General features: G+C 51.4%; 11 protein-coding genes. 10 read left to right on the forward strand and 1 reads right to left on the reverse strand.

Features of this window, described 5'->3' with window-relative positions; genetic code table 11:
* Positions 1 to 7 precede the first annotated feature (7 nt).
* The 3 genes from RT269_RS20465 (at position 8) to RT269_RS20475 (ending at position 2,464) form a co-directional block, all read left to right on the forward strand.
* The gene (locus RT269_RS20465) at positions 8 to 1,519 is read left to right on the forward strand and encodes an ATP-binding protein (protein WP_313185365.1); all 1,512 of its coding nucleotides are present in this window, start codon (positions 8 to 10) and stop codon (positions 1,517 to 1,519) included.
* Positions 1,520 to 1,573: 54 nt separating this feature from the next.
* The gene (locus RT269_RS20470; protein ID WP_025230450.1) at positions 1,574 to 1,792 is read left to right on the forward strand and encodes a DUF378 domain-containing protein; all 219 of its coding nucleotides are present in this window, start codon (positions 1,574 to 1,576) and stop codon (positions 1,790 to 1,792) included.
* Between the two features lie 291 nt (positions 1,793 to 2,083).
* Positions 2,084 to 2,464: a zinc ribbon domain-containing protein gene (locus RT269_RS20475; RefSeq protein WP_313185368.1), complete on the forward strand. Its 381-nt coding sequence runs from the start codon at positions 2,084 to 2,086 to the stop codon at positions 2,462 to 2,464.
* A gap of 75 nt (positions 2,465 to 2,539) precedes the next feature.
* On the opposite strand, the gene RT269_RS20480 is transcribed toward RT269_RS20475, so the two are convergent.
* Positions 2,540 to 3,109 carry a nitroreductase family protein gene (locus tag RT269_RS20480; RefSeq protein WP_313185370.1) on the reverse strand — a complete coding sequence of 190 codons (570 nt, stop codon included), beginning with the start codon at positions 3,107 to 3,109 and terminating at the stop codon, positions 2,540 to 2,542.
* Between the two features lie 108 nt (positions 3,110 to 3,217).
* Here RT269_RS20480 and RT269_RS20485 point away from each other — a divergent pair, with 108 nt between their 5' ends.
* The 7 genes from RT269_RS20485 to RT269_RS20515 form a co-directional block, all read left to right on the forward strand.
* Positions 3,218 to 3,544 (forward strand): MmcQ/YjbR family DNA-binding protein, encoded by a 327-nt coding sequence (locus tag RT269_RS20485; RefSeq protein ID WP_313185371.1) that lies wholly within the window; start codon positions 3,218 to 3,220, stop codon positions 3,542 to 3,544.
* A gap of 343 nt (positions 3,545 to 3,887) precedes the next feature.
* Positions 3,888 to 4,190, forward strand: a complete 303-nt coding sequence (locus RT269_RS20490; RefSeq protein ID WP_313185373.1) for a hypothetical protein — start codon at positions 3,888 to 3,890, stop codon at positions 4,188 to 4,190.
* A gap of 315 nt (positions 4,191 to 4,505) precedes the next feature.
* The gene (locus RT269_RS20495; RefSeq protein ID WP_313185375.1) at positions 4,506 to 6,959 is read left to right on the forward strand and encodes a LuxR C-terminal-related transcriptional regulator; all 2,454 of its coding nucleotides are present in this window, start codon (positions 4,506 to 4,508) and stop codon (positions 6,957 to 6,959) included.
* A 103-nt stretch (positions 6,960 to 7,062) separates the two neighbouring features.
* Complete coding sequence (locus tag RT269_RS20500) at positions 7,063 to 7,608, forward strand: hypothetical protein (protein ID WP_313185377.1); 546 nt, start codon at positions 7,063 to 7,065, stop codon at positions 7,606 to 7,608.
* Complete coding sequence (locus RT269_RS20505; RefSeq protein ID WP_313185378.1) at positions 7,605 to 7,952, forward strand: hypothetical protein; 348 nt, start codon at positions 7,605 to 7,607, stop codon at positions 7,950 to 7,952. The genes RT269_RS20500 and RT269_RS20505 overlap by 4 nt, the downstream gene beginning before the upstream one ends.
* Positions 7,949 to 8,206, forward strand: coding sequence for a DUF2442 domain-containing protein (locus RT269_RS20510; RefSeq protein ID WP_313185380.1), 258 nt, complete (start codon positions 7,949 to 7,951; stop codon positions 8,204 to 8,206). The genes RT269_RS20505 and RT269_RS20510 overlap by 4 nt, the downstream gene beginning before the upstream one ends.
* Before the next feature lie 20 nt (positions 8,207 to 8,226).
* The coding region (locus RT269_RS20515) for a beta strand repeat-containing protein (RefSeq protein WP_313185381.1) at positions 8,227 to 13,773 on the forward strand (5,547 nt) is incomplete at its 3' end.

A 13,773-nucleotide genomic window follows, 5' to 3' on the forward strand; every position in this document is an offset into this window, starting at 1 on the left:
ATTTATTATGAATATTAAACGAGCGAAAGAAGAAATTAAGAATACCATAGAAGCCTATCTGCTAAAGGATGAATACGGTGCTTATGAGATACCGGCGGTTCATCAAAGACCGGTGTTTCTCATGGGACCTCCGGGAGTGGGGAAAACTCAGATCATGGAGCAGGTAGCAAGAGAATGCGGGATCGGCCTGGTGGCTTATACCATCACCCATCATACCCGCCAGAGTGCGGTGGGACTTCCCTTTATAAATGAAAAGGAATTCGGTGGGAGTACTTACCGTGTAACAGAATATACCATGAGTGAGATCGTGGCCTCAATTTACAATAAGATCGAGAGCTCCGGCCTTAAGGAAGGGATCCTTTTTATCGACGAGATCAACTGTGTGTCCGAAACCCTTGCGCCGACCATGCTCCAGTTTCTCCAGTATAAAACCTTCGGAAACCACAAGATTCCCGAAGGATGGGTGATCGTGACGGCTGGAAACCCGCCGGAATATAACAAGTCGGTCAGGGACTTTGATGTGGTGACTTTAGACCGTATCAAGCTCATACATGTGGAACCGGACTTTGAGGTATGGAAGGCTTATGCCTATGAGCAGGCCCTGCATCCAGCGGTCATTTCCTATCTGAATGCCAGGACCGAATACTTCTGCCGGATCGAAACAACGGTTGATGGAAAGTTCTTCGCCACCCCCAGGGGCTGGGATGACTTATCAAAATTTATTGAAATTTATGAGCGCCTGGGCAAAAAGGTGGACCGGGATGTGGTGGGAGAGTATATCCAGTTTCCTAAGATTTCCAAGGATTTCACCAACTACCTGGATCTTTATTATAAGTACCGGGATGATTACCAGATCGATGAGATCTTGTCAGGCATCATCAGGGAGAGCCTGTGCGACAGGCTGAAACGGGCATCTTTTGATGAGAAGCTGAGTGTCATCGGCCTCCTGCTATCCAGATTGGGTCAGAGCTTCCGCTCTGTGTCTGATCAGGGAGACAGAACCGGCCTTTTGATGGAAGAACTTAAAAAAATAAGTCCGGAATCCGAAAAAGAACGGGGGACCCCCATGGTGGCCCGCCTTGCCGAATTAAGGAACCAGTGGAATGGTGATTGGGACAGGAGAAAAAAGGCCGGCCTTTTAAGCAGGAGAGACGATTATTTGCGCCGGGATGTGGAGGCCCTTCTTCTTCAATATGAGGAAACCCTCCGAATGGAAGGGACCGGGGATGAGGCTACCTGGGACCGGATACGGGAGATGTTTGAAGAAGAAAACGCCAGATATGAGGCGCTTTTGGAAGAGGGAGGAAAATCCCTGGAGCATGCCTTTGATTTTATGGAAGCCGCCTTCGGAGACGGACAGGAAATAGTGGTATTTATAACAGAATTAAATACCGGGTATCATAGCGTTAAATTTTTAAAAGAATACGATTGTGAACGGTATTATCAATATAATGAGCGGCTTTTATTCAAGGACAGGGAGAGTGATATAAAAGCCAGGATTGATAGTTTAGGAAAATAATGTATAAAAACCAAAAAACTACTCCATAATAAAGAAAGAAAAGGAGGTAGTGCCATGGGAAATAAAGCATTGAGTTATACAGCTCTGACTATAGCCATTATTGGCGCGGTCAACTGGGGGCTGGTAGGTTTCTTTAACTTCAACCTGGTATCATTTATTTTCGGCAGCATGACATGGATTACTAGAATCGTGTATGCTCTAGTAGGAATTTGCGGGTTGTACCTGATTACTTTTTATGGCCGTTCCGAGGCTGGAACAGAAGATAACCGATAATTTAAAGGGCATTGCAGCATGAGCGGATCACTTCCCATGCGGTAATGCCCTCGCTCGTTATTATAAACATAAGAGAGGTGCTGTAAAATGACGATTAACGAATCATTTTGCGGCACCTTTATCTTATGCGTTCCTTTCTGCGAAACAGCTTATGTGAATTTCTTATGGGCTTGCCCTGAATATGGCCTTATATGAGTTGTAAGCGATATAGAATTATGATAGAATTCATATAAATATCTCATATTATGAGATATTCAACATCAACCCAGCATTCATTTACAGGAGGAACTTATGTTTTTTATATGCGGCATGAGCCAGGGAAAGAAAATACTCGATTATACAAAAACAGTGGTCTGCGGCCTGTGTGGAGGCTACGGCAGATACCAGGTATTTATGACTTACAGTTATTTCAGTATTTTTTTCATCCCCATCATAAAATGGGACAGACGTTATTACGTTCAAATGTCCTGCTGTAATACCCTTTACGAACTGAACACCGAAAAAGGAAAAAGACTGAATCATAAGGAGTCTGTAGACATTAGTGAACAGGATTTGACCCTGTTGCAGTCCGGCCACAGGAGTTCAGACTGGAACCGGAAGCAATGTTCCCACTGCGGCTATGAAACCACAGAGGATTTTGAATATTGCCCCAAATGCGGACAGAGGTTTTAAAGAAACATGCACCTGCATGCACTATATCACCGTATAACAGGTAAAAGGCAGAAGCGTAAGCTGGCAGAGGGTGTCCTAAATGATGATATCATCAAGGGCTCTTTTTGGAACGTAATGCACCTGATTCTCATCCCGGTAATAGCGGGTATCCCCGTCCTCTTTCACTGGGACAAGGACCACTTCTTCCTTGGGCTTTCCAAGAGCAAGGACCAAATCTATGGAGTACTGTGACGGATCAATGGAAAGAGCTTCTGCCAGATCACTTCTTCGTACATTTCCCAATATGCATCCGCCGTATCCTTTTTCCACAGCCCCAAGCATGATGGTCTGGGCAGCAATTCCATCATCATACAGCTTATTTTTCCCAAGGGACAGATCGCATAGAATGATGATGTAGGCAGATGGGCGTTCCCCCTTTTCAGGACCGTCCCAGTCCGGCAGAGCGCCGGCCCAGCTCAGGGTATCGAACACCTTGGAATTTTCTTCCGGAGTGCTGCACAGCCGGAACTTTAACGCCTGGGAATTGGCTGTTGAAGCGGTGAGTCTGGCTAAATCCACCAGCCCCCTTAAATCTTTCGTTGAAACCGCCTCATCCTCATAAAACCGGCGGAAGGTACGGCATTTTAAAACCAGTTCTTTTAACATAGAATATTCCTCCTGTTTTGTCTGTATTTTATCCGTTTTCTTATTTTTAAAGTATAGCAGGTATTGGTCCGGTCTGCAATGGCATGGGGAAGGAAGGGAGAGATTACGATGAAAACCAGAGCAGAATTGATTACTTATTGTTTAACCTATCCTGATGTTTATGAAGATTACCCCTTTCGTGACCACCAGTGGGCCGTTATCCGGCACAGAAAAAGCAAAAAGGTGTTTGCCTGGATCTATGAACGGGATGGGATAGTCTGTATCAATTTAAAATGTGATCCGGAGTGGGTAGAGTTTTGGAGAAATGCATTCTCCGGTGTACTTCCTGGATATCATTTAAATAAAAAACATTGGAACACGGTTCTTCTTGACGGATCCGTACCGAAGGAAGATATTTGTCGGATGATAGGGGAAAGTTTTGATCTGACTACCTGATTTTCCAGTTTTGCCGGGAAAATGGTAGTTAAAATTAACAAAAAAATTAATGGTTTATGGACAATTATTATTATATTTTTAGAGTGGACAAAATTAAAACCAGTAAAATAAAATAAATTCAAGAGCATAATTTCATAATTTATTATGAAATAATCTTGCCCTAGTTGTAATTAATTTTTAGATTTTGCCTGTTTTTGGCTGGTAAAAATAGCGAGTTGGAATCATTGACTTTATTTTCTTAAGGTGCTAAACTGAGACTCGGTTTCAAGTACATAGGACAACATGGAACCAAGACAGATATATGTAACAATAACACCTATGTATCGCAAGGAGGAGAATAATTATGAAATTAACAGCAAAAAAACTGGTACTTACAGGCGCAGCCGTATTAACTATGGCATCTATCTCTGCATGTGGAAGCACTAAGTCTGCTGAAACAACAGCAGCTACTGAAGCAACTGTAGAGGCTACAACAGAAGCAGTTACCACAGAGAACGAGACTATAGAAGCTGTAGAAGAATCCGAAACAGAAGAAGTTACCTTAGATGAGGCTTCTGATGAAGAGAGCAACGAAGATGCAGCAGCAGAAGATGCGGAAGCAGAGTCTGCAGAAGTAGAAGTTGAATCCACAAAAGCAGCAAACTAATCGGCAGAATTACTGATTCGATCAGGAATGCTAAAATTCCGGAGCGGGGACAATTGTCCCCGCTCTTTTTGTGCAACAGGAAATTTTTCTATCTTTATGCTATATACATAATTAGCAGGATTAACCGGCATAGACAAGAAATGCTGTCATAATGATAAGGTTCCAAAGGAAGCTTATTTCTCACTCTTGAAAACTTCTTCATCGTGAAATATAATAAATGAAAAGAAAATGATTTGCATTTTCCCGGATGGGAATATGCCACTGCGTCAATGGACGCAGGCCCGCATCAAAGAATGCGGAAAAGGAGGGGTAGAGATGGCGCGAACCAGACAGATCAAACCGGAAACACTGTTTTTCCCTAAAAAGCTCACGGAGCGGCTGAATTCCATCAAAGCGTATCCGCTGACGCTGGTGGAGGCTCCCTCCGGCTTCGGAAAGACTACGGCGCTGCGTCATTTTTTCGATACACAGGTTTCCAAAACCGCACAGGTCATCTGGCATACCTTTGCCCCGGAGCAGCCGGGCGTTTCGTGGAAAGCCTTCTGCGATTGCATCAGGCAGTTTGACCCGGACGGCGGGGAGAGTCTGACGGCGGCAGGCCCGCCGGATGAGGACAGCCTGCCGGAAATTGAGCGGGTTTTCCGGGGGATTCACTGTCCGGAGGAAACCTATCTTGTGCTTGACGACCTTGCCGTATGGAAGCTGCCGGGTGTCGGGCGGTTTCTGATGGCCCTTTCGGGGCATGGCGGAAAAAATCTTCATGTGGTAGCCGCTTCTCAGCTTCTGCCGGAGCAGGATCAGCGCACCGTTGTAGAAAGCAGCCGCCTTTTCGCCCTGCGGGAAGCTGCTTTTACCTTTTCCGCCGGGGACATCGACGCCTATTACCGGCAGGCTGGGATTTCCCTGTCAGTCATGCAGCTTGAGGAAGTGCAGCGGATCACCGAGGGCTGGGTCATGGCGCTGTACCTCCAGCTTCTGTCTTTTATCGAAAGCGAAACATTTGTTGAGGACGGGAGCATACAGAATATGCTCAGGGGCGCTCTGTGGAACCGCCTGCCTGAATTTGAAAAGGAGTTCCTCACCGTCATCTCCATCTTTCCCCGTTTTTCTCTGGCACAGGCTACTGCCTTGTCCGGTATGAGCGCAGCGGAAACTGAAGGCCTGCTGCGGGAAAAAAGAGTGTTCGTCCACTTTGACCGGGAAACCCGGAGGTTCTACCTCCACGCCCTGTTCCAGAGCTTTTTAAGAGAGCAGTTTGCCATGCTGCCGGAAGAAAGGCAAAAGGCCATCTATCTGGTCGGGGGCGATTTAGCGGAACAGGCGGGCGACCGGGTGAATACCCTGCGCTTCTACTATCTCTCGGGAGAGTGGGAACGGTTTCTGGCCTTGCCATTGACAAGCTATGAGATTGCAGATGTGGTGGATGAAAGCACAAGGCCCATGATACTGGACATCATTGAAAACACGCCTTTTGAGGTCAAGCGGAAATACCCTGCCGCCATGGTGCCTCTGGCCTTTACCCTGTTCTTCCTCCATGAAAACCAAAAGCTCCTTGCGTTCAAGGAGGAAATCCACGAGGTTCTTGGGCATAGTGACCTTCCCGAAAGGAAGAAGAACGTCCTGTCCGGCGAGATGGAACTGCTGTTGTCCTTTTTGGAATACAACCGCATCGACGCCATGAGCAGCCGCCACCGCAGGGCACTGGAACTGCTGGGCGGCCCCGCCACCCTCATCAATGTCAAAAGCACATGGACCTTCGGCTCCCCCTCCGTGTTGTATATGTTTTACCGGGAAAGCGGAAAGCTGGATGAGGCGCTCGCCCAAATGGACGAATGTATGCCCGTCTACTATGCTCTGACAAGCGGCCACGGGAGCGGCGCGGAGTTTATCATGCGGGCGGAGGCACACCTCATGAGGGGCGAAACGGAGGAAGCGGAAATCCTCTGCCATAAGGCGATGTTTACCGCCGACAGCAAGCGGCAGAACAGCATCGTCCAATGCGGACTGTTCCTGCTGGCCCGTATCGCCCTCCTCACAGGAGACGGCGCCAGGCTGCAGAACGCCCTTGCCTCCATTGCGGAACGCGCCCACCAGAACACCGAGGACTTGTGCCGCTACACGCTGGATTTAGCCTGCGGATTCCTCAATTTGCTGCTGGGGCGGCGGGATGAGGTTGCCCCATGGCTCCATGCGGGCGAAATCAACGACAAGCGTCTGGTCATTATGACCCAGCCCTTTGCCCTGATCATATACGGCAGGCTTCTCTTAGAACAGGGAGAATATCAAAAGCTGCTGGGGGTGAGCGAATTCGGGCTGGGGATTTCAGCCATCTTCCCCAATCTGCTGCCGCAGATTTACATACACCTGTACCGGGCGCAGGCGTTTCATGGGCTGGGAAAACGTCCGCAGGCCCTGGACGCCCTGAACAAAGCCCTTGATATCGCTCTGCCCGACGGCGTTCTGCTGCCCTTTGCCGAAAACCAGGAAGGAATCAAAGGGCTGTTGCCTGACAGTGAATCGGACGGCAAGGTGCGGGAGCGCATCAGACGACTGGCCGGCGAACTGTCTCAGGGGTTTGCCATCATTGCAGGAGCCAAAGAGCTGACCCCACGGGAGAAAGAAGTGCTTCTGCTTCTGGAAGAAGGGCTGACCAATCCGGAGATTGCCGAAAGGCTCCATGTATCCCTTTCCACAGCGAAGGTAATTGTAAGCCGTGTCCTTTCAAAAAAAGGAGTGTCCTCTCGTGAGCTGCTAAAAAACAAAAAATAAATGGCCACCGGCCAATATAAAAAATTAATTCTGCATCCTACAATAAAACGGTAGGGTGCATTTTTATGCCCGCACATCATCAAATCGAAAGGGGGAAGGGGATATGATCAGCAGAAAATCATGGCGGGAACAGGAGATTCCCACGATTTTGGCGGTGACACCCCTTGAGCAACACCGCCTGCATATCGAATTCTGCAGCGGAAGCGTTCTGGAGCTGAATATGGAAATCCGTCTGCGCACCAACCGCTATTACGACCTGAACAGCGACACGGTGTTCAGGTCCGCCGTCACGGATGGGGAAAAAATCATCTTTGATACCGGAACCAGCTTTGAACTGGAGATTTTTCCAAGGCAGGCTATGAGTATGGCAAGGAAGCTGCCGGGCAATACGGGAGGCATTCTGCTGGTTCAAGCCTTGGAAAGCGGACGGCTCCGTCTGGAGATGAAAACCGGCAGCATTCTTACCCTGAACATGGAAAGCCGTCTGCATACCATCCGTTACAGCCCGCTCGCGGAGCCGGAGGTCTTTCAATCGGTGCGAACGGATGGGGAAACGCTGTTCTTTGGCGATGTACTGCAAATCGACGAGGAAGAATTGAACCTTCTGACGTTCAGGGTTCCGCCTTCGGGAGAGGAGGACAACAAATGAAACAGGATGTGCAGCCCCCGCTTGCCGGAACGATTCTGGCAATCACAGCGGATATAGACATCGATCAGGTTCTCTGTATGCGGCTCAAAAGCCCGGGAGGACAGTACCCCATCATCACCTATCAGGAAGCGGTTTACAGCCAATTAGGCAAACGCCATGTGGAAAAGATCCTGCTTATGCGTGAAATCATGCCGCAGGAGCTGAAAGCACCGGAACACGCCGCTGTATGGGCGCAGTACCGCAGGGACCGGCCGAAAACGGACGGCGAACGCATCTATTGGAATGACGGCCCCAGCCTGTCCTATGATGAAATACTTGAAATGGTAAGGGGGGACACAGGATGAACCAGCGAAAAATCATAAGCGCCGAAGCCTATGACGGCGACCCCAACGAAATCCATGTGGAGCTGGACAACGGAGCGATCCTGATGCTGAGGCTGACCCCCAAGCTGCATGACCCGCTGTTTGCAGAAATCCAGACGCTCCACCTGCCCCGCACAGACGGCGGGCGCGTCTACTGGTCAAACGGCGCAAGCCTGAGCCTTGATGAGCTCTTGAATATGTTTACGGACGAAACAGGATCTGAAAATAAAACTTAGAATGTAGGAGGAATGAATTGATGAAACGAACATGGAAACAAATCGGCAGCCTGTTACTGTCGGTGTGCATGGTCTTTACCCTGCTGCCGACCGTAGCGTTTGCCCAAACAGTGAGGGATTCCGGTACTCCGCTGGGGATCAGCGGTGAAATCACCGCCTTTGCGGAATTGGACACAGAAGTGTCCCAACAGACGGAGGAAACCGGCATGGCGGAGGACGAACTGAAACTGCCGGGTACGCTGGCGGTTACTGTTACCGAAAACGGTGATGAAACCGCCACAGGCAGCGACGCGCGGAAAGAAACCCAAACCACCGTGAAGGTGGAAAGCTGGACTTCCGACCCGGTCTATGACTGCAACGCCGAGGGTGTTTACACCTTTACCCCGGCACTGGATTTGCCGTACGGTATAACCCTCGCGGACGGCGTAACCCCGCCGACCATCACCGTGACGCTCATTGCCCCGGTTGCTCCGGTGCTACGCGGTGCGCCGCAACCGATGGGGGCGGATACTCCAACCGTTATTCCGGAAGATTATCAGCAGTTGGAAGATGCGCTTAAAAGCACCACAGCGCAGATAATTGGAGTTAATAAAGACCTTACATTAAGTAGTGCATTAACGGTTGGTGCGAACCATACTTTGTCGATTTCTTCTGGAAAGGCAGTATACCTTGCAGGGGGTTGCAAATTAACCATACCTTCAGGGACTGATTTGACAGTCGGCGGAGGCGGTAAATTAGAATGCCACGAGACTTCAAGCGATACCATTTCAGTAAATGGCACTTTAACCCTCGACAATATTAACTTTGAGGTAAAGAGCGCAGGGAACCAAGTAACTGGTAAATTAACAGCAACAGATTGCAATGTTAAGATTGCGAATTCATCAGAAATAGGCATTATGTCATTTGGAGAACTGGAGATTACAGGCGGAACGCTGGATGTCAGCAATACCGGTGGAGCTGATCAGGCCACAATCGGGATTTGTTCATTTTCTGACAGTCCTATAGGCATCACGGACTGCGAGGTGACATTGAAGAGCAGCGGCTATTATGCTGTGGCAGCGATTGAGGGAAGCCTGTATGTCAAAGGCAGTGAAGTTCATAGCGAGATTAACAGTCATAACGACTACAATTCACAAGCAATAAGCTATGGCAAATTAACTTTTGATAATAGCACAGTGACCCTTGCCAACAAAAACGGAGCAGCAGGTTTTCGCAGTAATGCCATTGATTCGGAGCTTAACATAATCAATGGCAGTACAGTCTCTGTTACGCATGTCGGTGGAACGGGCATATCCATCGCTCCTATGTCTTCGACCAATACCGCTTCGCTTATCATAGACAATTCTGTTTTAGAGCTTCACCCCGGCGGTGTGATTGAGCTTGATCTTTCTAATGTACAGATAGAGGGAGCAAATAATGGAAAGATTATTTTTTATAAGGATGCCCGTATAGACGGTGTGGCAAATAAAATAAAAGACAGGGGCATCGTTTTTACCGCATCTTATGTAACTGTAGGAGCAGAAGATGCTCCTGCCGGTGCTAATGCAATTTCTGCAGGAACATATACTTGGGATGGCACGTATTTTAGCAATACCGCGTCATCACCCATCCTGCTTGGTGTGCCCACCACCCTTGCGTGGGACAGCACAACCCCCGGCAAGGCGACATGGAACGCGGTTAACAATGCAGTCAATTATTCCGTGCAGCTTTATAAGGGCGGCGCGGCGCAGGGCAGCCCCGTAAACAGAGGCACCGCCACGGAGTATGATTTCACCTCCGAAATTGCGGTGGCAGGGGCAGGAAGCTACACCTTTACGGTAACGGCGCAGGGCGACGGCACAAGCAGCTACACCGCCGGCCCGCCGTCTGACGTCAGCCCGGCATATGTTTATACACCGGGCGGCGGCACAGGCTCCGTCACCGGCACGATGTCCATCGGCGGCACAACGGTTTCCGACCTGACTCAGAACGCAGGTAACCTTAGTACAAGCGGCTGGTCGTGGAACGCAGCCAACGCCACCCTGACGCTGGGCAGCACATATAGCGGCGATGGTATTTATTTCGACACGACAGACGCCGTCAATCTGACCTTGGAAGATAATGTTATCATATCAACCACGGGTATTGACCACGGCGTAAAGAGCGGAGGCAGCCTCACCATTGACACGGGAAGCTACGCACTTAACGTGACCGAAAGCTACACATCCACCGCCCCTGCCTACGCAATTCGCACCGCAGGAGCGTTGACCATCAGCGGCAGCGGTACGGTGTTGGCCACCCATAGCGGCACCTCCACCGGATACGCTATTTATGCCCTTCAAGGCGTAACGGTTACTGATTCCGTGAATGTGACGGCTTCGGCAACCAACATCGGCGGCGGCCTTTCGTCAGGTTCTGCCGGCAACATCGTGATTACCGGCAACAGCAAGGTAACGGCTGCGGCAAAAGGTGGCGCTTCAAGCGGCTTACGTGCCACAAATGGAACGATCACCATCAGCGGCAACGCGGAGGTGACCGCAAGCAATGCAGACAATGTTGCGATACAATCAAGCGGAAACCTCGCCATCAGCGACAGCGCGAAAGTGAACCCCTCGGGAATTTCAAACACTGATATTCTCTCAGGTGGCGACATTACCATTAACACCACCGGCACAGTGAAAGCCATCGCTCCGAGCGGCGCATCCAACGGGGCAATTAAAGCGCTTGGGGAAATCATCCTGCAAAACGGTACGGTGACCGCCACGAATACGGCGGAAAACGGCAACGGGATACAAGCTGAAAGTGACATCAGCATCACCGGCGGTACGGTAACCGCCACGGCAAACGGCACAGGGTATGCGCTGAAAACCATCAATGCAGGCGCTTCCGTCAGCATCGGCGGCGGCGTGGTGACATTGGTCAACAACGATACCCCCGCCAACATGATAAGCGCACCCGGAGGCTTAATCCATACCGGCGGCACGCTGAACGGCAACACGCCAAGCGGCTCCGTCACCGGCACCATGAACATCGGCGGGGAATATGACAAGAGCCTTGCCAGCGATCAGAATGGCCCCGGCTGGACATGGAACGCCGCCAACGCCACCCTGACGCTGACCAACAGCTATGTCAGCACAAACCCAATCTTAATCGAGTGCGCTACCGCCGAAAACATCAACCTTGTTTACACCGGCAATGTCAGCATCGCCTCAGACGGTGAGCCCCCCATTGCTTGCAGCGGTTCGCTTGCCATAACCGAAAACGGCAGCGGCGGCACGCTTGCGCTGGCAAACTCCGACGGCGTGGCGCTGTCCGCAAACGAATTGACCATATCCGGCGGCACAGTCACCGCATCGAGCACAGGAGATAACGGCAGCGGCATCTCCGCAAAGATTGTGACCATCAACGGCAGCGCGAACGTAATCGCAACGGCTGACGGCGTCGGCGGCAACGCCATCTACACACAAGGCGGCAGCGGCGTCACCATCGGCGGCAACGCGACGGTTTCAGCGACAGGCGCAAACAGGGCAATCCAAAGCCAATCCGGCAATATAACCATTGAGGGCAGCGCGAATGTAACCGCCTCCAAAAGCGGAACAGGCATAGGCACCGCCATCATTGCGGGCAACGGAAGCATTATTATATCCGGCGGCACGGTTGCGGCGACCAGCGCGGGCGACAACGGCAGCGCCCTGTCTGCGGATTTCGTAAATATCAGCGGCGGCAACGTGACTGCCACAAGCGGCGGCGGGAGTAACGGCGCTATCCACGGCAGCGGCGGCGTAACCATCAGCGGCGACGCCGACGTGACCGCCATCCCCACCGCCACGAACGGTAAAGGCATCACCGCTTATAATGACATCGCCATCTCCACAACCGGAACGCTTATAGCGACCGGCAAAGGCACGGGCTACGCCCTGAGTTCCTCATTCAATGTCGGCATTTCGGGCGGCACGGTGAAGCTGTACAACTACGACAACAACAATTTCATAGAGTACGCATTAAGCTATACCGGCGGCACGATAACATATAATGATGCTCCGGCAGAGTTTATCACGATTACCGCCCAGCCGCAGGACGCAAGCGTGACGGAAGGCGCGGTTACCGGATCGCTTACCGTGGCGGCGACCGTGCCAAGCGGAACGCTTTCTTATCAGTGGCAGGAATTACTAAATGGCTTATTTTGGGATGTCTCCGGCGCGACAAACGCCAGCTTCACCATCCCAATCGATCTGTCGGAGGGAAGCTATGTCTACCGCTGCAAGGTGAGCGCTACGGGCGGGACTGCCACCGTCTATTCCAATATTGGCACGGTATCGGTTGCGCCGGGCGGCGGCACAGCTCCGGCTATTACCACAACTGCCCTTCCGTCCGGCATCGTCGGGACGGCATACAGCCAAACCCTTGCCGCCACCGGCACAGCGTCTATCACATGGAGCATTGCAAGCGGCAGTCTGCCGGGCGGCTTAACGCTGAACGAAAATACAGGCGTGATTTCAGGTACGCCCACAAACTCGGGCACATACAGCTTTACGGTGAAAGCGGCAAACGGCACGGCGCCTGATGCGACAAAGGCGCTTTCGATTCAGATTTATCCGGAAGGCAGTACAGTCTATACCGTCACCTTTAACCTAAACGGCGGTACACGCACAGGCGGCGGCGAGCTGACACAGTCGGTTCCAAGCGGCGGCTCCGCAGTGGCTCCCAACGTTACACGCAGTAACTACACCTTGACCGGATGGGATAAGGCATTCACCAACGTGACCTCCAACCTAACGGTTACCGCCAACTGGAGCTACAACGGCGGCGGTGGAAACGGCGGTGGCGGCGGTTCTTACACGCCAAGTACCCCGACCCCGACAACACCCGAAAAGAAGCCCGACCAGCCGGTGACGGCGGCGGCTCCTGTCACAGCGACAGCCGGGGCAAACGGTGCGGCAAGCGCCTCCATCCCGGAGAAATCCATCACCGACGCCATTGCCAAGGCACAGGCTGACGCAAACGCACAGGGCAAAACCACAAGCGGCATTTCCGTGGGGCTGAATGTCACCATGCCCAAGGGCGCAACCTCCCTGACTGCGACCTTGACCCAAAGCTCCCTGAACAGCCTTGTGAGCGCAGGGGTGTCCCAGCTTGAACTGGATGGGGCGCCGGTTTCCCTCAGTCTTGACCTGAACGCCCTCAAGGAAATCCAGAAGCAAAGCAGCGGCAATATCAGCGTCACCATCGCCCCGGCGGCAGGGCTTTCCACAGAGACAAAAGCCCTCCTTGGAAACAGGCCGGTTTTTAGCATCACCATCAGCTATGTCAAGGACGGCAAAACCGTGAATATCACCAGCCTTGGCAGCGGAACAGCCACCCTTTCCATCCCCTATACACCGGGCGAGAATGAGGCTGTCGGCTACCTGTTCGGCGTGTATGTGGACGCAAAAGGCATCCCGGTCCGCATTGACGGTTCTGCCTATGACACAAACAGCGGGAGCGTCCTGATACCAACCAGTCACTTCTCTGTGTACGGCGTAGGCTACACGGCCCCAAGCGCCAAGTTCACCGACATCGGAACCCATTGGGGCAAGGAAGCCATTGAT

The organism is Lacrimispora sp. (genome assembly GCF_032078915.1).
Lineage (GTDB): Bacteria > Bacillota > Clostridia > Lachnospirales > Lachnospiraceae > Lacrimispora.

Coding starts and splice junctions, on each gene's coding strand:
- RT269_RS20500 (WP_313185377.1), top strand. CDS start 7,063: ATGATCAGCAGAAAATCATGGCGGGAACAGGAGATTCCCACGATTTTG.
- RT269_RS20510 (WP_313185380.1), top strand. CDS start 7,949: ATGAACCAGCGAAAAATCATAAGCGCCGAAGCCTATGACGGCGACCCC.
- RT269_RS20475 (WP_313185368.1), top strand. CDS start 2,084: ATGTTTTTTATATGCGGCATGAGCCAGGGAAAGAAAATACTCGATTAT.
- RT269_RS20485 (WP_313185371.1), top strand. CDS start 3,218: ATGAAAACCAGAGCAGAATTGATTACTTATTGTTTAACCTATCCTGAT.
- RT269_RS20495 (WP_313185375.1), top strand. CDS start 4,506: ATGGCGCGAACCAGACAGATCAAACCGGAAACACTGTTTTTCCCTAAA.
- RT269_RS20505 (WP_313185378.1), top strand. CDS start 7,605: ATGAAACAGGATGTGCAGCCCCCGCTTGCCGGAACGATTCTGGCAATC.
- RT269_RS20490 (WP_313185373.1), top strand. CDS start 3,888: ATGAAATTAACAGCAAAAAAACTGGTACTTACAGGCGCAGCCGTATTA.
- RT269_RS20465 (WP_313185365.1), top strand. CDS start 8: ATGAATATTAAACGAGCGAAAGAAGAAATTAAGAATACCATAGAAGCC.
- RT269_RS20480 (WP_313185370.1), bottom strand. CDS start 3,109: ATGTTAAAAGAACTGGTTTTAAAATGCCGTACCTTCCGCCGGTTTTAT.
- RT269_RS20470 (WP_025230450.1), top strand. CDS start 1,574: ATGGGAAATAAAGCATTGAGTTATACAGCTCTGACTATAGCCATTATT.